General features: G+C 58.1%; 21 protein-coding genes and 2 tRNA genes. 14 read left to right on the top strand and 9 right to left on the bottom strand.

Features of this window, described 5'->3' with window-relative positions; genetic code table 11:
• Positions 1–2: 2 nt before the first annotated feature.
• Positions 3–545 (top strand): YecA/YgfB family protein, encoded by a 543-nt coding sequence (locus QUE75_RS07800; protein WP_106695471.1) that lies wholly within the window; start codon positions 3–5, stop codon positions 543–545.
• On the opposite strand, the gene QUE75_RS07795 is transcribed toward QUE75_RS07800, so the two are convergent.
• Complete coding sequence (locus tag QUE75_RS07795; RefSeq protein WP_106695470.1) at positions 542–1,408, bottom strand: PHP domain-containing protein; 867 nt, start codon at positions 1,406–1,408, stop codon at positions 542–544. The two genes, QUE75_RS07800 and QUE75_RS07795, sit on opposite strands and share 4 nt — an antisense overlap.
• A gap of 87 nt (positions 1,409–1,495) precedes the next feature.
• Here QUE75_RS07795 and QUE75_RS07790 point away from each other — a divergent pair, with 87 nt between their 5' ends.
• The 3 genes from QUE75_RS07790 (at position 1,496) to QUE75_RS07780 (ending at position 2,891) form a co-directional block, all read left to right on the top strand.
• On the top strand, positions 1,496–1,795 hold the full coding sequence (locus tag QUE75_RS07790) for a YciI family protein (protein ID WP_058090407.1): 300 nt from the start codon (positions 1,496–1,498) through the stop codon (positions 1,793–1,795).
• A 131-nt stretch (positions 1,796–1,926) separates the two neighbouring features.
• Positions 1,927–2,595, top strand: a complete 669-nt coding sequence (locus QUE75_RS07785; protein WP_061331897.1) for a TIGR04211 family SH3 domain-containing protein — start codon at positions 1,927–1,929, stop codon at positions 2,593–2,595.
• A gap of 5 nt (positions 2,596–2,600) precedes the next feature.
• Positions 2,601–2,891: a PilZ domain-containing protein gene (locus tag QUE75_RS07780; protein ID WP_061331896.1), complete on the top strand. Its 291-nt coding sequence runs from the start codon at positions 2,601–2,603 to the stop codon at positions 2,889–2,891.
• 52 nt (positions 2,892–2,943) lie between these two features.
• Here QUE75_RS07780 and rraA read toward each other — a convergent pair whose 3' ends face one another.
• Together rraA and ppsA are read right to left on the bottom strand one after the other, a co-directional pair.
• Positions 2,944–3,423, bottom strand: a complete 480-nt coding sequence (gene rraA / locus QUE75_RS07775) for a ribonuclease E activity regulator RraA (protein ID WP_058090404.1) — start codon at positions 3,421–3,423, stop codon at positions 2,944–2,946.
• Positions 3,424–3,472: 49 nt separating this feature from the next.
• Positions 3,473–5,809 (bottom strand): phosphoenolpyruvate synthase, encoded by a 2,337-nt coding sequence (ppsA, locus tag QUE75_RS07770; protein WP_396631706.1) that lies wholly within the window; start codon positions 5,807–5,809, stop codon positions 3,473–3,475.
• A 168-nt stretch (positions 5,810–5,977) separates the two neighbouring features.
• On the opposite strand from ppsA, the gene ppsR reads away from it, so the two are divergent.
• Positions 5,978–6,793, top strand: a complete 816-nt coding sequence (gene ppsR, locus QUE75_RS07765) for a posphoenolpyruvate synthetase regulatory kinase/phosphorylase PpsR (protein WP_061331893.1) — start codon at positions 5,978–5,980, stop codon at positions 6,791–6,793.
• Positions 6,794–6,814: 21 nt separating this feature from the next.
• On the opposite strand, the gene QUE75_RS07760 is transcribed toward ppsR, so the two are convergent.
• Positions 6,815–9,739: an insulinase family protein gene (locus QUE75_RS07760; RefSeq protein ID WP_286254894.1), complete on the bottom strand. Its 2,925-nt coding sequence runs from the start codon at positions 9,737–9,739 to the stop codon at positions 6,815–6,817.
• Positions 9,740–9,839: 100 nt separating this feature from the next.
• Here QUE75_RS07760 and QUE75_RS07755 point away from each other — a divergent pair, with 100 nt between their 5' ends.
• From QUE75_RS07755 to QUE75_RS07745, 3 genes are all read left to right on the top strand, one after another.
• Entirely contained in the window at positions 9,840–10,295 is a 456-nt protein-coding gene (locus tag QUE75_RS07755; RefSeq protein ID WP_061331891.1) for a hypothetical protein, read from the top strand.
• 114 nt (positions 10,296–10,409) lie between these two features.
• Complete coding sequence (locus QUE75_RS07750) at positions 10,410–11,729, top strand: PEGA domain-containing protein (protein WP_286254891.1); 1,320 nt, start codon at positions 10,410–10,412, stop codon at positions 11,727–11,729.
• A gap of 51 nt (positions 11,730–11,780) precedes the next feature.
• Positions 11,781–12,878, top strand: coding sequence for a response regulator (locus QUE75_RS07745; protein WP_230712702.1), 1,098 nt, complete (start codon positions 11,781–11,783; stop codon positions 12,876–12,878).
• Here QUE75_RS07745 and QUE75_RS07740 read toward each other — a convergent pair.
• Positions 12,861–13,511 (bottom strand): nucleotidyltransferase family protein, encoded by a 651-nt coding sequence (locus tag QUE75_RS07740; RefSeq protein ID WP_286254883.1) that lies wholly within the window; start codon positions 13,509–13,511, stop codon positions 12,861–12,863. The two genes, QUE75_RS07745 and QUE75_RS07740, sit on opposite strands and share 18 nt — an antisense overlap.
• A 75-nt stretch (positions 13,512–13,586) precedes the next feature.
• Between QUE75_RS07740 and QUE75_RS07735 the strand changes: the two genes are divergently transcribed.
• Complete coding sequence (locus QUE75_RS07735) at positions 13,587–14,441, top strand: 6-pyruvoyl trahydropterin synthase family protein (RefSeq protein WP_138436487.1); 855 nt, start codon at positions 13,587–13,589, stop codon at positions 14,439–14,441.
• A gap of 109 nt (positions 14,442–14,550) precedes the next feature.
• Here the strand turns inward: QUE75_RS07735 and QUE75_RS07730 are convergent.
• The 3 genes from QUE75_RS07730 to gltX all read right to left on the bottom strand — a co-directional run bounded on the left by QUE75_RS07730 (position 14,551) and on the right by gltX (position 16,307).
• Positions 14,551–14,626: transfer RNA gene (locus QUE75_RS07730), tRNA-Glu, on the bottom strand.
• A gap of 7 nt (positions 14,627–14,633) precedes the next feature.
• Positions 14,634–14,709, bottom strand: a tRNA-Ala gene (locus QUE75_RS07725).
• A 116-nt stretch (positions 14,710–14,825) separates the two neighbouring features.
• Positions 14,826–16,307 (bottom strand): glutamate--tRNA ligase, encoded by a 1,482-nt coding sequence (gltX, locus tag QUE75_RS07720; RefSeq protein ID WP_286254879.1) that lies wholly within the window; start codon positions 16,305–16,307, stop codon positions 14,826–14,828.
• A gap of 145 nt (positions 16,308–16,452) precedes the next feature.
• On the opposite strand from gltX, the gene QUE75_RS07715 reads away from it, so the two are divergent.
• The 4 genes from QUE75_RS07715 to QUE75_RS07700 all read left to right on the top strand — a co-directional run bounded on the left by QUE75_RS07715 (position 16,453) and on the right by QUE75_RS07700 (position 20,612).
• Positions 16,453–17,415: a zinc ABC transporter substrate-binding protein gene (locus QUE75_RS07715; RefSeq protein WP_286254877.1), complete on the top strand. Its 963-nt coding sequence runs from the start codon at positions 16,453–16,455 to the stop codon at positions 17,413–17,415.
• Between the two features lie 290 nt (positions 17,416–17,705).
• Entirely contained in the window at positions 17,706–18,092 is a 387-nt protein-coding gene (rnk, locus tag QUE75_RS07710; protein ID WP_058090393.1) for a nucleoside diphosphate kinase regulator, read from the top strand.
• A 103-nt stretch (positions 18,093–18,195) separates the two neighbouring features.
• Positions 18,196–19,371 (top strand): cytochrome P450, encoded by a 1,176-nt coding sequence (locus tag QUE75_RS07705; RefSeq protein ID WP_286254874.1) that lies wholly within the window; start codon positions 18,196–18,198, stop codon positions 19,369–19,371.
• Between the two features lie 68 nt (positions 19,372–19,439).
• Positions 19,440–20,612 (top strand): trans-sulfuration enzyme family protein, encoded by a 1,173-nt coding sequence (locus tag QUE75_RS07700; RefSeq protein ID WP_286254872.1) that lies wholly within the window; start codon positions 19,440–19,442, stop codon positions 20,610–20,612.
• A 68-nt stretch (positions 20,613–20,680) separates the two neighbouring features.
• Here the strand turns inward: QUE75_RS07700 and QUE75_RS07695 are convergent, their stop codons facing one another.
• Positions 20,681–21,706, bottom strand: a complete 1,026-nt coding sequence (locus tag QUE75_RS07695; RefSeq protein WP_286254871.1) for an AraC family transcriptional regulator — start codon at positions 21,704–21,706, stop codon at positions 20,681–20,683.
• A gap of 147 nt (positions 21,707–21,853) precedes the next feature.
• Here QUE75_RS07695 and QUE75_RS07690 point away from each other — a divergent pair, with 147 nt between their 5' ends.
• Positions 21,854–22,732, top strand: coding sequence for a fatty acid desaturase family protein (locus tag QUE75_RS07690; RefSeq protein WP_286254869.1), 879 nt, complete (start codon positions 21,854–21,856; stop codon positions 22,730–22,732).
• Positions 22,733–22,759: the final 27 nt, after the last annotated feature.

The following is a 22,759-nucleotide window of genomic DNA, read 5'->3' as shown; positions in this document are numbered from 1 at the left end:
ATATGCTGACCAATTCGGATATCGAGGCGCTGGAAGACATACTGTTCGCCGAGCCCTGGGGAGATGAAGCCCTGGATTTCTTCGGGTTCCACGGTGTGGTGTGTGCCAGCGTTATCGGCCCGGTCAGCCTGGAGGCGGAAGATATCTTCCGCCTCGCCACCGGCGCAGACACCCTGCCGGACGGCAAGGTACCGGAGGTCTTCGCTCACTGCGTGAAGGTATTGGCTTCTGATATGGCCCATGCCCTGGACATGGGGCAACCCCTGGAATTGCCCGAACCGGAAGACGGCGACCCCATGAACGCACTGGAAAACTGGTGCGCCGGGTTTGTTGATACCTTCCTGGAAAATGAAGAGGCCTGGCTCGATGCCGCCAGCGAGGAGGACGTCGCGGACCTGATGGTGCCGATGCTTACCCTGTCCGGCCTGTTCGAGGACGAGGACTTCCAGAACGTGCGTAACGATGAGAAGTTGTCAGGCCGCATGGCGGAAGCCATTCCGGATTCACTGACGGACCTCTACCTGCTGTTCCACGCACCGGACTAAGCGCTCACCGGCTGCCTGAAATGATGCCAGACGGGCTCCAGCCCCTCTGGCATTTTCATGATACGGCCCAGCTCACACCAGGGCGCACCGGGAAAATGAAAGTCGCTGCCCTGAGACGCCAGCAACTGCTCCCGTCTTGCCAACTCTGCCACAAAACCAAGATCACCACTGGACTGCCCGGATACCGATACCTCAATGGCCCGACCACCAGCCCGGCGAAAATCCGCTGTCAGTTCACGCAGGCGGGTTGCCGTCAGCCGGTATTTTCGGGGATGCGCAAGCACAGCGATGCCGCCAGCATCAGTGATCCATTGCACCACTTCAGATAATTCGGGCCAGCAGGCCTTCACATCACCGGGCTTACCGGAGCCAAGGTAGCGTTTGAACGCATGGGCGGTCTTTGGCACCACCTCGGCGTCTACCAGAACCTGGGCAAAATGCGGTCGTCCGGGCACATCGCCTCCGGCCAGGGCTGTCGCTTTCTCCAGCAACCCGTCAACCTTCAGGCGAGCCAGCCTATCGGCAATCAACCGCGCTCGCTGCCACCGGTTCTCGTTCTGCTGCGCCAGCGCCTCCAGAAAGGCCGGATCCGCTTCATCGAAGTCCAGGCCGACCACATGAATGGTGTGGCTGCGCCAGACACAAGACAGCTCAACACCGCTAATCAGTGACAGCCCCAGTTCCTGTCCCCGGGCGCGGGCCTGAGCGAGACCAGCAATGGTGTCATGGTCGGTCAGTGCAAGATGACTGACACCCTGCTCTGCTGCCCGAGCGACCAGGTCCTCCGGCGTTAACGCACCATCGGATGCGGTGCTATGGCAATGCAGATCAATGCACGGTTTCGGGTCTTGAGGTATAGTCACAAACAGTCCTGAACTGGGCGATAGCCGCCAGTGTACCAGTGTTGGCTATCCGGCCCTAACCAAACCGAGATTTGCACCGGAGCACCCATGTATTACGCCATTATCAGCGAAGATGTCCCCAACAGTCTGGCCCTTCGGATGACCGCCCGCCCGGCTCATGTTGCAAGGCTGGAAGCACTGAAAGCCGAGGGGCGTTTGCTGGTAGCCGGCCCCCACCCGGCCATCGACTCCCCGGACCCGGGCGAAGCCGGGTTCAGCGGCAGCCTGGTCATCGCCGAGTTCGAATCACTGGAACAGGCACAGGCGTGGGCGGATGCCGACCCGTACATTGAAGCAGGGGTGTATCAATCCGTTACCGTCAAGCCCTACAAGGTTGTGCTGCCCTGAGCTGGTGATAGCGTAACCAGACAACACTGCATGAGCGGATTGTAACCCGCGATTGCTTGAATACCCGTCACTGTGTGACAAAATTGCGTGTTTGAATGACCGTCAATAGACCATACCAGGGAACGTAATCCGTGACATCGCTCCGTCTTCTTCTCAGCCTTTTGCTTATCATCGCTTCGGTTTCCGTCGCTCAAGCCCGCACCGTATGGGTTGACGACAAGCTCTACCTGCCCGTTCGATCCGGAGCCGGCTCCCAGTTCCGGATTATTGAAAACGCGGTTCCCAGCGGCACACCGCTGGAGGTGCTGGAAGTAGGCGATGGTTACACCAAGGTGAGAACTCCCAAAGGCACTGAAGGCTGGGTTTCAAGCCAGTATCTCAGCAACCAGCCGATTGCCGCTGACCGGTTACGACGCGCCACCCAGCAACTGGAGCAGGCGCGATCGGAGCTCACGAGTGTCCGCGAGCAGTTGTCGGCCGTTACGGAAGAACGTGACAACCTGCAGAATGCCGAAAGCAGCCTTTCCAACCGCGCAGGTGAACTTCAGGAAGAACTCACCCGAATCAAGAATATCGCGGCGGACTCCATCAACCTGGAGCGACGCAACCGGGAGCTGCGCGAGGAGAATCAGAAACTGCGTAACGACCTGGAAGTACTGACGGCAGAGAATGAACGGCTTGAAGCCAGCAAGGATTCCGATTTCATGCTGCTAGGCGCCGGCCTGGTGCTCGGCGGTGTTCTGCTGGCCCTGCTCATTCCGATGCTCAAACCAACAAGAAAAACCGACAACTGGGCCTAAATGCCATGAAAGACTACTCGGAAAAACGTGACTTTCACCGGATGCAGGTAAACAGCCGCATTGAAATCACCAATGCCAGGGGCGATACATTCACCGGCATCTGCCGGGACCTGAGCGCCGCGGGCATGCAGCTGTTTATTGACGAGGCTGTCGCCGTGGGCAGTGAACTCAGAACCCGCCTGGAAGGCGCAGATAACCAGCTACCCCCGCTGGAGACCGTGTGTGAGGTCATTCGTTGCGAGCCAGAGGGCGAAGGTTATCTGATCGGCGTCAACATCACAGAAGTTACCCAATAAAAAACGGCGGCCTTCTGGCCGCCGTTTTTTATTTCTCCAGGACACCCCCAGGTCAAACCAGGGGCTTCTCGGATACGATGATGCCATTGTTATCGGCATACACGTAATGCCCCGGGTGAAAGGTCACGCCGTGGAAGGTAACCGGAATGTTCAGGTCACCAATACCACGCTTTTCAGTCTTCCGGGGAACCGTGCCCAGGGCCTGCACACCCAGGTGGGTCTGGCCAATTTCGTCCACATCCCGGATGCAGCCGTAAATTATCAGCCCGGCCCAGCCATTCTCTGCGGCTTTCTCGGCCAGCATGTCGCCCAGCAACGCATTGCGCTTGGACGCACCACCGTCTACCACCATTACTCGCCCGTTGCCTGGCAGACCTACCTGCTCCTTGACCACGGAGTTGTCTTCAAAGCACTTCACGGTAACGATTTCGCCGCCAAACTGGCGCACACCACCATAGTTGTTGAAGCCAGGCTCAACCACCTGCACTTCCGGAAACTCGTCGCACAGATCCGGCGTAATGATCTTGCTCACCTGCTACTCTCCTTTTCCGAAATGTTAGCGTTTTCCGAAATACTCGCGCTCAGTCAATCTTCTCGTCAGCCAGGAAGAACCAGGTATCCAGCACGGAATCCGGGTTCAGGGATACCGTATCGATACCCTCGTCCATCAGCCACTTGGCCAGGTCCGGATGATCAGACGGGCCCTGACCGCAGATGCCGATGTACTTCCCAGCCTTTTTACAGGCCTGGATAGCGTTGGACAACAGGGCTTTGACGGCATCATTCCGCTCGTCAAACAGATGCGCAATGATACCGGAATCCCGGTCGAGGCCCAGAGTCAGCTGCGTCAGATCGTTGGAGCCAATTGAGAAACCGTCAAAGTGCTCCAGGAACTGTTCAGCCAGAATCGCGTTGGCCGGCAGCTCACACATCATGATAACGCGCAGGCCATTGTCGCCACGCTTGAGGCCATTTTCCGCCAGCAGGTTAACCACCTGTTCGGCCTCGCCCACGGTGCGAACGAACGGTACCATTACCTCAACGTTGGTCAGGCCCATGTCGTTACGGACTTTCTTGAGCGCCCGGCACTCCAGCTCGAAACAGTCGCGGAAGGTTTCGGAGATATAACGGGATGCGCCACGGAAGCCCAGCATCGGGTTCTCTTCGTCCGGCTCATACAGGGTGCCGCCAATCAGATTGGCGTACTCGTTGGATTTGAAGTCAGACAACCGCACAATGACCTTCTTCGGCGCGAATGCTGCGGCCAGGGTCGAAATACCTTCAACCAGCTTGTCGACGTAGAAATCCACCGGGGAGGTGTAGCCGGCAATACGCTTGTCGACTGTCTGTTTGATATCGCGGGGCAGGCCGTCGTAGTTCAGCAGCGCCTTCGGATGAACACCTATCATGCGATTAATGATGAACTCAAGGCGAGCCAGGCCAACACCTTCGTTGGGCAGCGCCTGGAAGTCAAAAGCCCGGTCCGGGTTGCCCACATTCATCATGATCTTGAACGGAATGTTGGGCATGGAATCCACGGTGTTTTCACGCAGCTCGAAGTCAAGGGCGCCTTCGTAGATCATGCCGGTGTCGCCTTCGGCACAGGATACGGTCACATCCTGGCCGTCTTTCAGTAACTCGGTGGCATCACCACAACCCACAACTGCAGGAATACCCAGCTCACGGGCGATGATCGCCGCGTGACAGGTACGGCCACCACGGTCGGTGACGATGGCGGAAGCGCGCTTCATCACCGGTTCCCAATCCGGGTCGGTCATGTCGGTAACCAGCACATCACCGGGTTGAACACGGTCCATCTCGTTAATGCTGGTGATAATCTTGACCGGACCACTGCCGATCTTGTGGCCGATACTGCGACCTTCCACCAGCACCTTACCGGTTTCTTTCAGCAGGTAGCGCTCCATCACGTTGGCTGAGGCGCGGCTCTTCACGGTTTCAGGGCGGGCCTGAACAATGTAGATCTTGCCGTCGTCACCGTCTTTGGCCCACTCAATATCCATCGGGCGCTGGTAGTGCTGTTCGATAATCATGGCCTGCTTGGCCAGCTCTTCCACTTCCGCATCAGTAATGGAGAAGCGGTTACGGTCTTCCTGCTCTACCTTGACGGTTTCCACGAACTGGCCTTCGCCTGGCTCGGAATGGTAAACCATCTTGATGGCCTTGCTCCCCAGGTTCCGGCGCAGCACCGCCGGGCGGCCAGCCTCGAGCGTAGGCTTGTGCACGTAAAACTCATCCGGGTTAACGGCGCCCTGTACAACCGTCTCGCCCAGGCCGTAGGACGACGTGATGAACACCACATCGCGGAAGCCGGATTCGGTATCCAGGGTAAACATCACACCACTGGAAGCGGTTTCACTGCGTACCATTTTCTGGATACCCGCCGACAGCGCTACCAGCTTGTGATCAAAGCCGTGGTGAACACGGTAGGAAATCGCCCGGTCATTAAACAGGGAAGCAAACACCTCTTTGACCGAAGTGCGAACCTGCTGCAGGCCAGACACATTCAGGAAGGTTTCCTGTTGGCCGGCAAAGGAGGCATCCGGCAAATCTTCTGCAGTGGCAGACGAGCGAACCGCCACAGCCATGTCTTCGTTACCATTCTGGAGTTTCGCAAATGCCTCTTTCAGGGCATTATCCAGACTATCGGGGAACGGAGTATCAACCACCCATTGGCGAATCTGGGCACCGACACGAGCGAGCTCGTTAACATCGTTTACATCAAGGGCATCAAGAGCCTGGTCGATTTTGTCTTTCAGGCCATCGGTGGCCAGAAACTCGCGATAGGCATAGGCAGTGGTGGCAAAACCACCGGGAACGGTAACGCCTGCATTGGCGAGATTACTGATCATTTCACCGAGGGAAGCGTTCTTGCCTCCAACCCGGTCAACATCGGACATTCCCAGGTGGTCAAACCAGATGATGTAATCTTCCAAAGCACGTCTCCCTTGAGTCTGTGTAGCGCGGAGTCTCGAATCTGGCGTGTATGATACTGTAACCTGCGTAAATTACCTAGGGAGCTGCGGAACAACTCCCGGCAATCAGCCAAAACCAAACCGGATACAGCCATGAAAAGAACCGCTTTTTTTATTTCGGACGGCACAGGCCTGACGGCAGAAGCACTCGGCCATGCCCTGCTTGCCCAGTTCGAGAAAATCGATTTTGAACGTATAACCGTGCCCTATATTGATGATGAAGAAAAGGCTCATGACCTGGTCAAGCGCATCAACAAGGCTGCGGAGGTAGACGGTGCCGCGCCCCTGGTTCTCGATACCATCGTTAACAGCAGTATCCGTGAAATCATCAGTACCGCCGACGGCTTCATGATCGACATTTTTGGCACGTTCCTGAGTCCGCTGGAGCAGGAACTTAATTCATCGTCGTCTTACACCGTGGGCAAATCCCACGCCATCAATAACGAAGGCAGTTACGAGCGCCGGATCAACGCGGTGAACTTTGCCCTGGATAACGACGACGGCGCTCGCACGCGACACTACAACGAGGCGGACTTGATCCTGGTGGGCGCTTCCCGAAGTGGCAAGACGCCGACGTGCCTCTACCTTGCGCTTCAATACGGCATCAAGGCGGCAAATTACCCCATTACTGAGGAAGATCTGGAGGATCAGAAACTGCCTGCGGCTCTGCGCCCCCACAAAGAGAAGATCTTCGGGCTGACGATTGAACCGGAACGACTGGCAACCATCCGGAATGAACGGCGACCGAACTCCCGCTACTCATCGATTCAGCAATGCATGCACGAAATCGAGGAAATTGAACTGATGTACAAGCGGGAGCGCATCCCCTACCTGAACACCACCGCCTATTCGGTTGAAGAGATATCCACCCGCATCATGGTCACAACGGGGCTGAAGCGCCACCGGTAACACCGGTGGCCCACACTTGCCTCAGAGTTCCTGAATGGCCATACCGAGGCCTTCAGCCACAGCGCGGTTATCCGGGTTGGTGACCACTGCCACACTGGCGTTTTCCGGCACCAGCCAGGTATCAGCCACCCGTTGCAGCTCGTCCAGCGTCACCGCGAGCACTCGCTCCCGGAACCGGGCGCGCTGCTCCGGCGTGCGGCCAAACAGCTTGTTATGGAACGCGTGGCGAGCGGCACCGGCGGGTGACCGCGGGCGGTCCAACTGGCCGATAACACCAAGGATGGCCTCTTCAAGGGACTGGGCGTCGTGGTTTTCCGTGCGCAGCCAGTTCAGAGCACCGTCGAAGTCATCAAGGGTTTCCGCCAGCCTCGGGTCTCGGTACGAGAAGAAACGGAATACGCCATTGACACTGTCCTGGCCGGCACCGCCACCATAGGCACCGCCCTTTTCCCGGATAGCACGATGCAGGAAGCCATTGCGCAGGAAACCTCCCAGAACCGTCAGCGCGGCAGCATCCGGATGGTCCACCGCAACGGTGCTGTAGGCCTTGGCACAGAAATTCACCTGCGTTGACGTCAACCAGGCCTCACGGGTGCTGTAATTGACCGGTGCCATGGCCCAGGCATCGCCCGTCCGGCCGGAATCACCCTGCCAGCAGGATTTGAGGTCATCCAGCATAGGCGCCAACTGGCCATCCTCGCCAATCAACAGGAACTGCCGGTGCTGGTTGCGGATTTTGTCGTGCAGCGCCGCCAGGCTGGCACAGAATTCAGCCAGGGCTTGGTCCTCCTTCAGGGATTTATCCAGCTCTTTGGTGCCACGGATACCCGCCAGGCCACCCAAACGGAAGGTCAGCCAGGAGCCGGCACTCAGCCCTTGAGCCGCAGCGCCCATGGCCAGAGCGTGGCCACTGCCAGTCACGGCCTGCTCACGGCGCGCCCGCACCTGCGCAATAATCTCGCGGATACGGTCTTTCTCATCAAACCGGACGCCGGTGTATACATCCTTCAGTAACTGGGTAAGGGCCTTGCTGTTGCGGGCCAGGGCCTTGCCGCTGAAAATCAGGTAGCCGGACACGTCCTGGACATCATCAATACGCCCCTTGGCGCTGAATGAGGCACCAATGCCGCCGGATTCCGCGGAAATCCTGTCTTGCATCTGCAGGTAATCCAGTTCACCACAACCCACTTCGGAAACGAGGGTGGTGTAGTAAGGCAGCAGCAAAAGCTCCTGCTCCGACAACGCCGGTACCGGCAATACAACCTGCTGGTACACCAGGCCATTGGTGCCCCGGGAATACACGGTTGCTCCGATGTCGGCATCGTAGCTGCCCTCTGGCTCGGGCATCTGCAAAGGTACATCGTCCAGGCCAACCTTTGGCAGAATCGAATCGTCATCTTTACGCAACTGGCGTTGTTCCAGAGCCTGGGCACGCTCCACAATCGCCTTCACCTCTTCCTCAGTCAGGCTGGCCTTACGGCGTGCCAGCGCTTCACGGATGGCCTGCTGGTGATGGCTCTCCAGCTTCTCATCCGGGCGCAGGGTCAGGGTCACCCGGTGCGGGTTATCCAGCAGCTTGCGGCGAATCAGGCCCGGCACGTAGTCCGGATCTTTGATTTTCTCACGCAGGGTGGCCAGCACCGGCTCCAGATCCAGCAGCTCCACCGGGTCACCGCCGTGCACCATCGGCGCAATGGCGCTCATGATCAGCTGCAAACCGTAGGGGAAGCTGTCGCCGGCAATCTCGCGCTGATGCAGTTCCAGCTGGTGAAGAATGGCCTCCAGGCGATCCTGGCTGATGCCCTCTTCCACCACGTTCTGCAACGTGGTTTCTACCAGGGTCTCCAGATCTGCGCGTTTCTCTGGCTCGCTACCTTCAATGCCGCAAACAAAGGTCATTTCCCGGTTGGAATCTTCCAGGCCACACATGGGTGACGGCGCGTGGCCAATACCGGTAGTTTCCAGGGCCCGCATCAGCGGTGAGGCACTGTTTTCCAGCAATACGGCAGACAACAACTGGCCTTCCAGGTTTTCCTGCAGGTCAAAGCTGTGGCCCAGCAACCAGCCCATCACAATGTGTGTTTTGTTCTCTGTGCCTTCGCCGTCATTGACCGCATAGCCCTGCTCTACCCGCAGCGGCGCGAACATGCGCTTCTCGTCGTGTACCGGCAGCTCGATTTCCAGCCGATCAAACCGCTTGAGCGCCAGCTCCTCGAACTTTTCATGGTGCTCCCGGGCGGGAATATTGCCATAGGTAGCAAAAATGGCGTTGCTCGGGTGGTAATGATGCTTATAGAACTTCACCAGGTCATCGTAGGTCAGATCAACAATATGATCCGGCTCACCGCCACTGTTGTAGTGGTAGGTGGTGGTCGGGAACAGGTGGCTGGTGAGGTTCTGCCACAACTGGGAGGTAGGCGCACTCATGGCACCTTTCATCTCGTTGTAGACCACGCCGCGGTATACCAGGTCGCTGCTTGGGTCGTCCGGTTTGTCGAATTCCAGACGATGGCCTTCCTGGGCAAAATCCAGCGGGTCCAGCTTTGAGAAAAACACCGAATCCAGGTACACCGACAGCAGGTTGTCAAAGTCCTTGCGGTTCATGCTGGCAAACGGATAGGCGGTCCAGTCGCTGCTGGTGAAGGCGTTCATAAAGGTGTTCAAAGAACGCCGGATCATCATGAAAAACGGATCGCGGACCGGATAACGTTCGCTACCACACAGCGCCGTGTGCTCAAGAATATGAGCCACCCCGGTGGAATCCATCGGGAAGGTACGCAGCGCCACAAAAAAGACGTTCTCGTCGTTGTCCGCCGCCAGGTGAAGGTGGCGGGCGCCGGTTTTCTTATGGCGATATTCCTCAACCTCAAGGTTCAGCGTGTTGATCCGGTGACTGCGAAGTTTCTCGAAGGCCGGGTGAATTGCGTTATCGGTCGCTGCAGCCATTAAGACAATCCTGTGTATTGAACAATTGGAGAATTACAGGGTAACACGTAGTATCAGATATCATGCACGGAACGGACTCAACAAGGTAGCCTGCCGCATTATGACAGACCGCACCCCCAAGCATATCGACGCCCCGGAAGTAGCCGCCTGGTGGGCGGAAAGACGCCAGTACCTGGAGCGAATCCGCAAGGTACCGGAAATAAGACAGCGCTTCTGGCGAGAAGTTGCCATTTACCTGCTGCGCCGCCTGCTATGGTCGTTCGGGTTCTTCCCGATTTTCATCGCTTTCTGGCTACCGTTCGTTCTGTCCAGTTTTAATCCGGTGGTGATGGCGTCGGATATGATCCCCCTGCTGCAAGGGTTTGTGAATTCGAACCCTGAACAACAGGCCACCACCATCAGCACCTTGACCATTGCCTGGCTGTCGATCGGTTCTTTCTTCCTGGTTTTCGATTTCGTGCTGACGCCATTTCGGTCACCGTATCAATACGAAGCCGATGTGTACATGAAGTCCTGGGAGCAGCTCAATCATGACCAGCTTCCGGACAAAATGTGATTTGGCCAGCATTCTGGCTAACTTCAGACACTTTCTGTTACATAACGTTGCAGACAGTGGGTAAGATGAAACCATAAGAAAGTATCCGGTAAGTTTGGATCACGAGGTTTCGTCATGGTCGATTTCAGACCACTACTGTTCGTAAACGCCCTTGCGTTAATGCTCCTGGTTACCGCCGGCTTTGCCTCGGTTAGAAAAGACGTGCCCGAGGTAACCGTTCCCGGCGTGACCGAAACCATAGCCGCGGCGGCGGAGCCGGTCTTGGCACCAGAGCCACGGCCAGCGCCGGCACCTGCCTTACCGGAACCCGAACAGCCCTCGCAACCGGTATCTGAAACCGCCAGCGCCACACCCTTCACCCTGCCCCCCATGCCGGAACAGCCGGAGATGGTTGCCGTGGCAGAGCCGGTTTCAGCCATCAACACCCGGCTGGACACTCCTCTGGCTGAACGCCCGGTTCAGCAATCAACCCCGGAACAGGCAAAAGAGCCGCCGCCACCGAGCACTGGCAAACTGGTCTTGCGCTCCAATGTGGTGGGCGACCAGGTCACGATTAACGGCAAGACTTATGGCGCCACCCGGCTTGATCTGGAACTGAAGCCTGGGCGCTATGACGTAACCATCGAAAAACCCGGTTACCAACCCTGGACCGACACCGTTGCACTGACCGCAGGCCAGGAGCTGACACTGGTGGGCCGCCTGGAAGCCTACACCACGGTCAATTATCGCAACGGCGAATGGGTTGGTGGCGTAAGAACCGGCGACGGCACCTGGCAGGATGAGGCCGGCCTTCGCTACGAAGGACACTTTGTTGACGGCAAATTCCACGGCACCGGTAAGGCCTGGTACCCCGACGGCAGCAGATACGAGGGCGACTGGGACAATGGCGAGCGCCACGGTGAAGGCCAATGGCGCAGCGCTGATGGCTCCGCCTATACCGGTCAGTTCGAGCGGGATCAGTTCCACGGCAAAGGCACCCTGACCCTGGACAACGGCGACATCCTCACCGGCAACTGGAGCCGCGGCCGCATGAATGGACATGGCTCGCTCACCACTGCTGATGGCATGCTTTACGTTGGTGGCTTCCGCAACGACGAATTCCATGGCCAGGGCGCCCTGACCTACCCGGACGGCCGCTCCTATGAGGGCGAATTCTCCAACGGCGAATTCCACGGCAAGGGCTCAGAAGTGTTTGCCGACGGCAAGAAGTACGAGGGCCAGTACATAGAAGGCAGATTCCATGGAAGGGGCCTGCTGCGCAACCCGAACGGCAGTTCGATAGAAGCTACGTTCCGGCATGGCGAACCCTACGGACAGGTGCGCCTGACCACTGCGGCTGGCGAAGTCTTTACCGCCCGCACCACAGAACCCGGTGTGTGTTATCGGGACAAGAGTTATCGGGCAACGCAATGCCCGCAACTGGAAGGCTGGTAACCACCCGGCCGCAGTAACCACGTGTTTGCAGTAACAGGTTGAGGTAGTGACATGGCAATCAAAAACGCTCTGCTGGTGGACGACTCTAAAGTAGCAAGATTTGCGCTCAGCAAACTGCTTGAGGGTCGGGACATGGAAGTAAACATGGCGGGCTCTGCCGAGGAAGCACTGGACTTCCTGAAAAGCCATGATCGCCCGGACGTGATCTTTATGGACCACCTGATGCCCGGCATGAACGGCGTTGAGGCCACCAAAGCCATCAAGGGGAACCCGGATACCGCCGGCATCCCCATCATCATGTGCACCTCGAAGAAGTCCTCCTCGTTTGTGGAAGAGGCCCGCAATTTCGGGGTGTACAACATCCTGACCAAACCCCCGCAAACCGATGGCCTCAGCCTGGTTCTGGACCAATTGGCCAGTGACGTGGAACAGGGAACACTGCCGCCCACGGTTACCACCGCAAACGACGCCGAATTGCCGGATACTGAAGACGAACTGTTGCACATACCCACAGATGCCTCAGTGGAGATGTCACCGAAAGGCGATATCGGCGCTAACGGACATACCAGCCCGAACGTGGTGCCACTGACCAGCGACCTGATCGAGCAGATTGCCCGTTCTGCGGTAAAAACCCACATCAACAACCGCCTGCACGAACTACTCAGTGACCTGTTTGACGAGCAGTTTGACCACCTGAAGCGGGCCCTGGACGAGAATCGGAGCAAACAGGACGCGGCCATTGAAGAACGGCTGAACGAACTCACCAAGCTGCTGGATGACCGCACCCGCAACCTTCGGGATGACGTTGCCGCCGAGGTCAACCTGAGCCTGAGCCAGGAACTGGCCCGGCTGAAGAAGGAACTGTCGAAAAACGCCGGCTTCACCGCTGAGCACATGGCAGAGCTGAAAGACCACATCACCAGCGTTCAGACCATCGACACCGAGTTCTGGCAGACCCTGCAGTCTGAGGCCATTCAGCAGGCCCACGAAATCTCCCGTGAAACCGCCGAAGACATTGCCCAGCGCACCATTGATCTGTATGTATCGCAACAGCGCTCTGCCAACTCCCGCATCTACACGCTGGGACTGGCGGTCAGCCTTGGCATATTCACTGTGGGTATTGCCTGGCTGTCAGGTTTGTTCGGCTAATAACCGCCTGACTTCCTGCCAACTTTCCGGGGTGTCAACATCCGGTTGCACCCCGGCAATATCAATGGCTCCAGCGCCTGAACGATTCAGTACCCGCCCCGCCCCGGCGTCCCCCGCCAGAGCCACCACTTGCGGCCACAATGAACGGGGTATCCAGGCAGGCACCCCCACACGATCCCCGTAACTCGCTCCCCATGGCCGCTCGGGCTCAGCGCGGGCCTGCGCTGCCAGCTGTTTCAACCCTTCGGGCGCCAGCAGCGGCTGATCTGCCAAGACCACAAACACACCCAGAGCCTGCCGCCCCAGTTGATGGATACCCGCCGCCAGTGATCCGGCCAGTCCTTGCGACCAATCCGGATGATAGATCCAGGCGCCCGGCTGCAGCGCGCAGCGGTATCTAACCAGGGGGTAACCACAACCGGCCACTACCCTGACCTGTCGGGACAACAACCGAGCCTGCCCAACGGCCCTGGACAACAACGATTCACCACCCGGCAGCATCAGGAGTTGCTTCGTGCACCCCATCCGTGAGGCTCGCCCAGCGGCCAGCACCAATGCCGGAAACTGCTGATCGTGGGAAACATCGTTGCTGGTTAAGATATCGTTCTCCTTGGTATGCGGGAATCCAGGCAAGCCGCAGTAAACTGCTGAATCACCCGATTTTTGCTAGAATTCCGCCACCATGCAACCAAATCAGCCGGACCACCCATGAACCACCTCTTTGTCGACAACATCACCGTGATTGACTTTGCCTACCTGGACCCGGCCCGGGGCCTTGTGGGTGAAAGCTGGATTACAGACGTAGTCCTGGGCGGTGAACTGGACGACCAGGGTATGGTGTTCGATTTCAGCCTGGTAAAACGCACCATCAAGCGGGTAATCGATGAACGGGTCGATCACCGATTGGTGATTCCACGTGGCTATGAAGGCCTGAATTGGGACGAAGAGACACCAGATGCTTTCATTTGGAACCTGACCGATGGCAGCCGCATTGAACACCGCTCCCCCGACGAGGCCGTGGTGTGGCTGTCATCTGACCGGGTAGTGCCGTCTGCCGTGGCGGCCCTGCTGGAAAAAGAACTGAAAGCCGTTCTGCCTGGCAACGTCACGTCGGTTGAGATCAACCTGCGGGAAGATGTGATCGAAGGCGCATACTACCACTACGTGCACGGCCTGAAGAAGCACCTGGGCAACTGCCAACGCATCGCCCACGGCCACCGCTCTCCCATCCGCATAGACCGCAACGGCCACCGGGACTACGACCTGGAAAACCGCTGGGCCAAGTTGTGGAAGGATATCTATGTTGGCACCGAAGAAGACGTGACCCGGCGCTTTGTTGGCGAAGACGGCGTTGGCTACATCACCTTCGAATACGAAGCCAACCAGGGCGAATTCGCCCTAACCCTGCCGGAAAGCCGCGTATACATGCTCGACACCGACACCACCGTGGAACTCATTGCCGCCCACATCGCCGACAAACTGAAGGCAGAGTTTCCGGAAGACGAGATTCGGGTGAAGGCTTATGAGGGAGTTGGCAAGGGGGCGATTGCTTCTCGGGTCTGACCCCTGGGACTGACCCTTTAAAACCCTGCGGGTTTTGAGTAAGCATAAAAAAACCGCCCGAAGGCGGTTTTTTTATGGCTATCCGGTGGACTAAACCGTCAAGCCGAATTGGCGTCCCCTAGGGGGTTCGAACCCCTGTTGCCGCCGTGAAAGGGCGGAGTCCTAGGCCACTAGACGAAGGGGACTAGAAATTGGTGGAGCCAAGCGGGATCGAACCGCTGACCTCAACACTGCCAGTGTTGCGCTCTCCCAGCTGAGCTATGGCCCCTCAACGGATGCGTATATTAAGGATCCGCCCTTGGGGCGTCAACACCCGATTCCGCTTTTTTTAAAGTTTTTTGAACATCCCTGTTCGCGTCGTTCAATTAACCAACAAACCGCTCATCAAATACCCAGGGCGGCGTATTCCTTCTCTACTTTCTTGGTTTCTTTCTTGGAAAAGCCGCCCATCACATCCAGTGCATGGCGCAAACGGGAGCGGGTCATGTCCGGGCCAAGCAGGGCCATGGAGTCCATCACCGACCAGGAATTGGGCGTTCCAGCAATGGCCACGAAGATCGGGAACATGAAATCCCCCATCTTAAGTTCCAGTGCTCTCGCCAGGGCCTTGATGTCAGCAAAGATGGTGTCCTTGCTCCAGTGGCGCTGGGCCTCCAGCTTCCACAGGGTGAACTGCAGCACCCGCTTGACCTGGCCTTCATCCAGCTTGTTATGGGCGAAGTCTTCCGGCTTCAGGTTCAGCATGCCGCTGAACATAAACTGGGCCATGGGCGCTACATCAGAGAACACCTCTGCCCTGCCCTTGATATGCGGCACCAGCGCTTGCAGGTCGTCGCGATTGAACCACCACTGGTGCATGCGCTCCATGAACTGCTCGTCGCTCAGCTCGTCACGAATCCACTGGCCGTTCAGCCAACGCAGCTTTTCCACATCAAACACAGGACCGCCGAGGGATACCCGCTGGATGTCGAAGTTCTCGATCATCTCATCCAGGGTGAACTTCTCACGCTCATCCGGCATGGACCAGCCCATCCGGCCCAGATAGTTGGTGACCGCCTCCGGCAGAAAGCCCATGCGCTCATAGAAGTTGATGCTGGTGGGGTTCTTGCGCTTCGACAACTTGCTCTTGTCCGGGTTACGCAGCAGCGGCAAGTGGCACAGCTCCGGCATATCCCAGCCAAAGTACTGGTACAGCAGCTTGTGCTTGGGCGCAGAGTTAATCCACTCCTCGCCGCGCAGCACATGGGTAATGCCCATCAGGTGGTCATCCACCACGTTGGCTAGATGGTACGTAGGCATGCCGTCGGATTTCAGCAGAATCTGGCAATCCACCTGGGCCCAGTCGATCTCGATGGTGCCCCGGAGCATATCCTGAATCTCGCACACGCCTTCATCCGGCACTTTCATGCGGATAACGTACGGATCACCAGCATCCAGGCGGCGCTTCACTTCTTCCTGGGGCAGCTCCAGGTCACCTTTGATGCCCGGGTTAAGCCCCTGGGCCTTGCGCTCCTCGCGAATGGCATCCAGCTCTTCCGGGGTGCGGAAGCAATAGAAAGCGTGGCCGGCCGTCACCAGGTCTTCCGCGTACTGACCGTACATGTGCTTACGCTCAGACTGGCGATAGGGGCCGTGTGGGCCGCCCACGTCGGGACCCTCATCCCAGTTCAGACCCAGCCAGCGCAGCGCTTTGAGAATATCCTGCTCGGATTCGGCCGTGCTGCGGGCCTGGTCGGTATCTTCAATGCGCAGAATGAATTGACCACCGTGCTGGCGAGCAAAGCACAGATTAAACAGGGCCACGTAGGCGGTACCAACGTGGGGGTCGCCAGTGGGCGACGGGGCAATTCGGGTGCGTACAGTCATGAAACCATCCTGAAAATAACTGACCAGTGAATAAAGCCGGCATTATAGCGGCCATGGCTGGTTTTCGCATGATCCGGTTTTGCACCACGCACCTGAAGTGTAATATTATAACGTATCGCAAAACCCATCAGGACAGTCCTTCACCATGCAGATCAAAGCGTCTTACCTCGCACTCGGGCTGAGTGCCCTGGTTGCCTCGACTCCAGTCGCAGCAGCCAACATTGTCACCTCCATCAAACCACTGGAACTGATCGTCAAGGCGGTGGCCGGTGACGACGCCAAGGTAACCACCCTGGTGCCAGCGGGCTCAAGCCCCCACAACTACACCATGAAACCGTCCCAGCGCAGGGCTCTGGAGCAGTCCGATGTGATTTTCTGGGTAGGACCGGAGATGGAAACTTTCCTGAACCGGCTGCTGAGCGGTCGGGAATTCCAGGATCGCGCCATGGCCTTCATGGAAGGACCTGAAACCGATAAGGAAGAGGATCATCACGACCATCATGATGATCACCACGGCCACCACGATCATCATGACGGTCATGGCCACCAGGAAGACGCGCATGCCCATCATCACCACCATGACCATGGCGACGGCGAAGACCCCCACATCTGGATTGATCCTGCGCTGGCACTGGAGATGGCAAAAGACGTTCGTACCAGGCTAGCCACTCTGGACGGCATGAGTGCCGACCAACTTGATGCCAACCTGGCGCGGTTTGAAGAAAGCCTGGCCAAGGCTGAGCAGGACATTCGCGCTCGACTCAGCGGCGCAAAGAATATCAGCCTGTTCGCCTACCACGACGCCTTCACCCGTTTTGCTGAGCATTACGGCCTGACTCTGGACGGCGTACTAACCCTGAACCCGGAATTGTCCCCCGGTGCCAGGCATATCGCCGAAGTTCAGCGCAAGCTGCAGCAAGCCAACCAGCCCTGTCTGCTCACGGAACCCCAGTTCAACCGGCAGTGGTGGCGCTCCATCACCGATGGCCTGGATGTCACCTTCAGCACCTGGGACCCGCTGGCCACCGATATTGAAAGCAATGTGGAAGGCTACATCAACTTCCAGTACAGCATCGCCGACGCGGTTACCAACTGCCTGCCCAAATAACCCCACCTGGCTCAGGGCCCGGCCATCCGTATAAACCGGCCGGGCCTCAATTGCACGTTGCTCTTTTCAGACACAGCGGGTAGATTTCAGATTATTGTCTATTCCCGTGTGATGAGTTCATCGTGAACAAACCAAGCACCAGCATTCACACATTCCCTCCGGCACTGCGGTCTTCTCTTGTGAACACCGGCAGGGCTTCTGTCCGTCTCTGATTTCGCTGAATCCCCCCCAACACCTCCCCGGATTCAGCACTTAACCAAACATACCTGAACCTTTTTCCGGAGATTACTATGTCTGATTTACCTGCGATTACTGTTGCCGAAGAAGATTACAACCGCCTCAGCACCCTGCTGGAGCGCATGGCCGGCAAATCCGAAGTGGCTGATGGCCTGGAGGAAGAACTGAGCCGTGCAGACCTCAAGCCGCTGGCAGAGATGCCCGAGGGCGTGGTTACCATGAACTCAATGGTGCGATTTGTAGACGAAGACGCCGGCAAAGAACACGAGATGATGCTGGTATACCCCCACGAAGTGGGTGACGCGGACCATAAAGTGTCTATCCTGGCCCCGGCCGGTGCCGCCATGCTGGGCCTGAGCATTGGCGACAGCATTGAATGGCCAATGAAAGGCCGCAAGCCTATCCACCTGAAGGTGGTGAGCGTTACCCGAAAAGCATAAGCAGTTTCCTTTACAAATATCAGCACTTGATATTTCTCCAAAGGCTCGACGGCCTCCGATGTTAGGCTTCCTCCAAGCTAACCGAATAATCCAAGGAGGCCGTATGGCAGAACAGCGTCACCAGGACTGGGACCCCAGAGCCAAAGACGTCCAGCAGAATCAGATCCGGGCCTACGATGACATGCGCCAGACCTGCCCGGTGGCCTGGAGTGACTACCAGCAGTGGACGCTGTTCCGCCACGCCGATGTGATGCGTGTTCTGGAAGACCACGACACCTTCAGCAATGCCGTCTCTGCGCATCTTTCCGTGCCCAACGGTATGGATCCACCCGAGCATACCCCCTACCGCAAAACCATTGAGCCGTACTTCGCCCCGGAACCCATGGCCCGTTTTGAGCCTCAATGCCGGGACGTCGCCCGGAGGCTCGTCAATGATCTGCAAAAGAACCAGCCGGTGGATGTGGTCAACGCCCTCAGCCGCCCATTCGCCCTGAAAATGCAGTGCGCCTTTATGGGCTGGCCCGACAGCCTTCACCAGCCATTGGCGGAGTGGGTAATGAAGAACCACCGGGCAACCCTGGCCGCCGACCGTGCCGCCATGGCGGAAGTGGCAGAAGAGTTCGACGGCTACATCCGTGATTTGCTGGATAGCCGACGCCAGGCTGGCGAGCAGGCACCGGATGACGTAACGACTCAGCTGATGCAAGAACAGGTCAATGGCACCCCCATGACCGACGGGGAATTAGTCAGCCTGTTACGCAACTGGACCGTAGGCGAGCTGGCCACGATCTCCGCCAGCATCTCCATCCTGACCAACTACCTGGCCCACTACCCAGCCCTGTTGAACGATCTCAAGGCAGCGCCCGAACAGCTTTCCGACGCCATCGACGAAATCCTGAGGATGGATGCCCCGCTGATCTCTAACCGGCGCATCACCACCCGCGACGTGGAGATCGGCGGCCGCCACATTCCAGCTGGCGAAAAGATCACCCTGCTTTGGGCCTCGGCCAACCGGGATGAAGACACCTTCGGCGACCCGGACAACTTCTGCCCGCACCAGAACGCCCCGAAGAATCTGCTCTACGGCGCCGGCATCCACATCTGCCCCGGAGCACCGCTGGCGAGGCTGGAACTGAGAATTTTCATGGAAGAACTGCTGAAGCAGATTAATGGCATCGAAGTGGTCGGTAGCGACGCCCCCCAGCGGGCCATGTTCCCCACCGGCGGCTTCAACTACCTCCCCCTCCAATTTTTGGGGTCAGACCCCAAGACATTTTGACCGGCTAAATGTAATGTGTGGCGGTATCTGAGTACCGGGGTCTGACCCCAAATTAGACAGGACCGCCCATGACCAAGCCAGATAACCCAGGCCCCGCCACCCGCATCATTCACAACCGCCGCCACAAAGATGCGTTCGGCAGCCCTTACTCGCCGGTGTACAACACCACCACTTACCGGTTCGAGAACACGGCAGCCTTGCTGGATGTGATTGAGAAGCGCACGGAAGGCAACCTGTACACCCGCTGGGGCACCAACCCAAGCATCAATGAGTTGGAACAGGGCCTGGCCGGGCTGGAGAATGCTGAAGCGGCACTGGCGTTCGCTTCTGGCATGGCGGCCATCTCTGCGACTGTTCTGACCCATGGCCGCAAGGGCATTGTGTGCGTGGGTGATTTGTACGGTGGCACCCAGGAGTTGCTGAAAAACCACTGCATGGCGCTGGGTATTGATGTGCAATTCCTGTTCAGGGAAGAGCTGGCGCAGCTGGAAAACCGTTTGGATGTGCCGGGCAAGCTGGTGTATTTCGAGACACCCGCCAACCCGAACCTGGCGCTCCTGGATATTCGCGCCATTGCCGAAATCGCCCACCGCCGCGGTGCCCTGGTGGCGGTGGACAACACCTTCGCCAGCCCTATTAATCAGCAACCGCTGGCACTGGGGGCGGATCTGGTACTGCACAGCGCCAGCAAATATCTGGGTGGCCACAGCGACATCACCGCCGGGGCTCTGATGACTTCAGCCGAACTGGCTAAAGCGGTCGCCGCCTGGCGAAAAAACCTCGGCCAACTGATCGCCCCGGAAACCGCCGCCCTGCTCTCCCGCAGCTTGCGAACCTTGCCGGTACGAATCCGCCAGCACAACGAAAATGCCATGGCGGTGGCCCGCGCTATGGAACAGCACCCGAAAATCACCAAAGTCCACTACCCTGGCCTGCCCTCCTTCGAAGGCCACGAACTGGCCAAACAACAAATGACCGGCTTCGGCGGCATGCTCAGCATTGAAGTGGAAGGCGGCCAGCAAACAGCCGAACGTGTGGCGGATTCCCTGAAAGTCTTCCTCCTGGCCACCAGCCTTGGCGGAGTCGAAAGCCTGGTCAGCCAACCCAGCGCCACAAGCCACCACAGCCTGAGTCGGGAAGAACGCCTTAAACGCGGCATCGGCGACGGCATGCTGCGCCTGTCCGTAGGCCTGGAAGACGCCCAGGATTTAATCGCCGACCTCCACCAGGCCCTGAAATAACCTTTGGGGTCAGACCCCAGGACATTTGGAGGGGTGAAATGTCTTGGGGTCTGACCCCAAAAATGGGTTTAGTCCGGCGTTCGTGGGGCGGCTTTACGGTATTCCCCGGGAGAGCAGTTCATCCAGCGGCGGAAGGCTCGGGTAAAGCTGGCGGTGTCTGTGTAGCCGAGATGGATGGCAAGTTCGTCCTGCTTCATGGCGCTGTTCTCGAGCAGCTGCAACGCCAGTTGGCGGCGTTCTTCTTCCAACAGCTTACGAAAACTGGTGCCCTCCTGGTCGAGCTTGCGCCGGAGACTGCGGGGAGACATCGCCAATGATCTTGCCACCTCATCCAGCGACGCCACCAGCCCCAGTGGCCCGAGTAACTGCTGCCGGACCTGTCCGGCAAAGCCTCCAGATTGCCGCCGCTCAAGTTGCTGACGACATTGATGGTCCAGCACTTGCACCAGGTGCGGGTCGAAGGTGGGCAGTGGCCGGTCGGCATCGGCCCGCCGGATAACCAGGGCATTGCGCGGCTTGTAAAACGTCAACCCCACACCGCTCAGCTCTTCAAGGCAGGAGGCATAGGCCAGTGGCTCGCCTTTCAGCTCGATTGCCTGCACATCAAACCCAGCCAGGCTCAGCTCTTTGAACAGATTCAGCCCCGTGGCCAAATCTCGCTCCAGCAAAAACTGGCGTAAATGCCGGGAAACATCGTCAGCATCAAACGCAACGCCGAAGTCATCACCCTCCACGAATGTGTACATCTGGCAGTAGGCGGTGCTGAGTGGCAGGTACCGCAAGGCTAATGCAGTGGCATCCCGCAAGGTACGGCTGGTGCGCAAGGCGAAGCCCCAGATACCGAAGGTCGACACGTTATACTGCAGGCCAATCCGGAACCCGAGGGCGGGCATGTCTGGCAGCGCCAGAATCAGGTTCTCGATCAGCCGCATTTCCTGGGCGCGGGTAATCAGGCCATCCGCAACCTGCAGGTCTTCTTCAGCAATACCGGTACCCAGCAAGCAGGTCTGGCGATCCACACCTTGCCGGGCGGCAAAATTGATCATGACCTGGCTGATGGTGACGGGATGCAGAAGCGTATCGGAGTTAGACATAGCCCGGGAGTATGCCCCGCCGTCGCAAACCCGACAAGCGCACAGAGTGCCAAGGCCATTTATGCCTGTTGATTGGCCGAAGCTGCCCTGTCTGAGCTGGCGCGGCGCGTTTACTGTGGGCATTGTCCGAACCAACCGGAGAGCCCGATGACAGAAGACCTGACCACCCTGAACAAGCAGGCCATCGCCGCCGCAAAAAAGCACATGGGGGAAGTGGCCTGGCCCACAGTGGTGCTGACCTTTGCCACGGTGGGGGCTTTTGCGCTTACGCTGGCACTTTTCGCCGCCGGGCTGCTACCCGCTTGGGCCGCCACCCTGCTGATCGGCGCGTTGACGTATTTCTCCTACACACCGCTGCACGAGGCCGTTCACAACAATATCCACGGTGAACACGACCAGCTGACCTGGCTCAACCATCTGTGCGGGTATCTGGTTGCGCCGCTGATTGCCGTGCCCTACCAATCTCACCGGCTGGAGCACTTCACCCATCACCGCTACACCAACCAGCCAGATAAAGACCCGGACTTCCTTATCAGCGGCATGGGCAAGGGGCCCTTCAGCGCCCTGCTGACGGTACTCAAGTTCCTGTGGGTACAGAACACTTTCTTCGCCCGTCAACATTGGGGTACCGCATCCCGCAAGGAACGGGCTATCTACAGCACAGAACTGATGGTATCCATCGGCTGGCGAGTGGTGTTCCTGGCTCTGGTCAGCCAAAGCGGAGCAGCAGTGGTTGTGCTTCTGGGATATTTGATTGGCGGCGCCTTCACCGCCTACTGGTTTGCTTACCGGCCGCACCTGCCCTACAAGGAGCCCAAGCGCTACCGCAACACTAACAGCCTGATCATGCCCACCGCTATGAAGCCGCTGGAATGGTTCTGGCTCGGGCAGAATCTGCATTCCATCCACCATCTGTTTCCCAGAGTGCCCTTCTACCGCTACCACGCCCTGCATCGCGAAATCGAACCAGTCCTGCGGGCCCACGGCACCCCCATTATCGGGATTTTCAACCGCCGCCCGCAGTAATAATTTGGGGTCAGACCCCAGCACATT

It is taken from the genome of Marinobacter shengliensis (assembly GCF_030297115.1).
GTDB lineage: Bacteria > Pseudomonadota > Gammaproteobacteria > Pseudomonadales > Oleiphilaceae > Marinobacter > Marinobacter shengliensis.
This window is presented reverse-complemented; position numbering and strand designations above follow the sequence as displayed.

Excerpts from the sequence above, each read along its gene's own strand:
- QUE75_RS07800 (WP_106695471.1), top strand. The coding sequence starts at position 3 with ATGCTGACCAATTCGGATATCGAGGCGCTGGAAGACATACTGTTCGCC.
- QUE75_RS07790 (WP_058090407.1), top strand. The coding sequence starts at position 1,496 with ATGTATTACGCCATTATCAGCGAAGATGTCCCCAACAGTCTGGCCCTT.
- QUE75_RS07780 (WP_061331896.1), top strand. The coding sequence starts at position 2,601 with ATGAAAGACTACTCGGAAAAACGTGACTTTCACCGGATGCAGGTAAAC.
- ppsA (WP_396631706.1), bottom strand. The coding sequence starts at position 5,809 with ATGTCCGATGTTGACCGGGTTGGAGGCAAGAACGCTTCCCTCGGTGAA.
- ppsR (WP_061331893.1), top strand. The coding sequence starts at position 5,978 with ATGAAAAGAACCGCTTTTTTTATTTCGGACGGCACAGGCCTGACGGCA.
- QUE75_RS07760 (WP_286254894.1), bottom strand. The coding sequence starts at position 9,739 with ATGGCTGCAGCGACCGATAACGCAATTCACCCGGCCTTCGAGAAACTT.
- QUE75_RS07755 (WP_061331891.1), top strand. The coding sequence starts at position 9,840 with ATGACAGACCGCACCCCCAAGCATATCGACGCCCCGGAAGTAGCCGCC.
- QUE75_RS07750 (WP_286254891.1), top strand. The coding sequence starts at position 10,410 with ATGGTCGATTTCAGACCACTACTGTTCGTAAACGCCCTTGCGTTAATG.
- QUE75_RS07745 (WP_230712702.1), top strand. The coding sequence starts at position 11,781 with ATGGCAATCAAAAACGCTCTGCTGGTGGACGACTCTAAAGTAGCAAGA.
- QUE75_RS07735 (WP_138436487.1), top strand. The coding sequence starts at position 13,587 with ATGAACCACCTCTTTGTCGACAACATCACCGTGATTGACTTTGCCTAC.
- gltX (WP_286254879.1), bottom strand. The coding sequence starts at position 16,307 with ATGACTGTACGCACCCGAATTGCCCCGTCGCCCACTGGCGACCCCCAC.
- QUE75_RS07715 (WP_286254877.1), top strand. The coding sequence starts at position 16,453 with ATGCAGATCAAAGCGTCTTACCTCGCACTCGGGCTGAGTGCCCTGGTT.
- rnk (WP_058090393.1), top strand. The coding sequence starts at position 17,706 with ATGTCTGATTTACCTGCGATTACTGTTGCCGAAGAAGATTACAACCGC.
- QUE75_RS07705 (WP_286254874.1), top strand. The coding sequence starts at position 18,196 with ATGGCAGAACAGCGTCACCAGGACTGGGACCCCAGAGCCAAAGACGTC.
- QUE75_RS07700 (WP_286254872.1), top strand. The coding sequence starts at position 19,440 with ATGACCAAGCCAGATAACCCAGGCCCCGCCACCCGCATCATTCACAAC.
- QUE75_RS07695 (WP_286254871.1), bottom strand. The coding sequence starts at position 21,706 with ATGTCTAACTCCGATACGCTTCTGCATCCCGTCACCATCAGCCAGGTC.
- QUE75_RS07690 (WP_286254869.1), top strand. The coding sequence starts at position 21,854 with ATGACAGAAGACCTGACCACCCTGAACAAGCAGGCCATCGCCGCCGCA.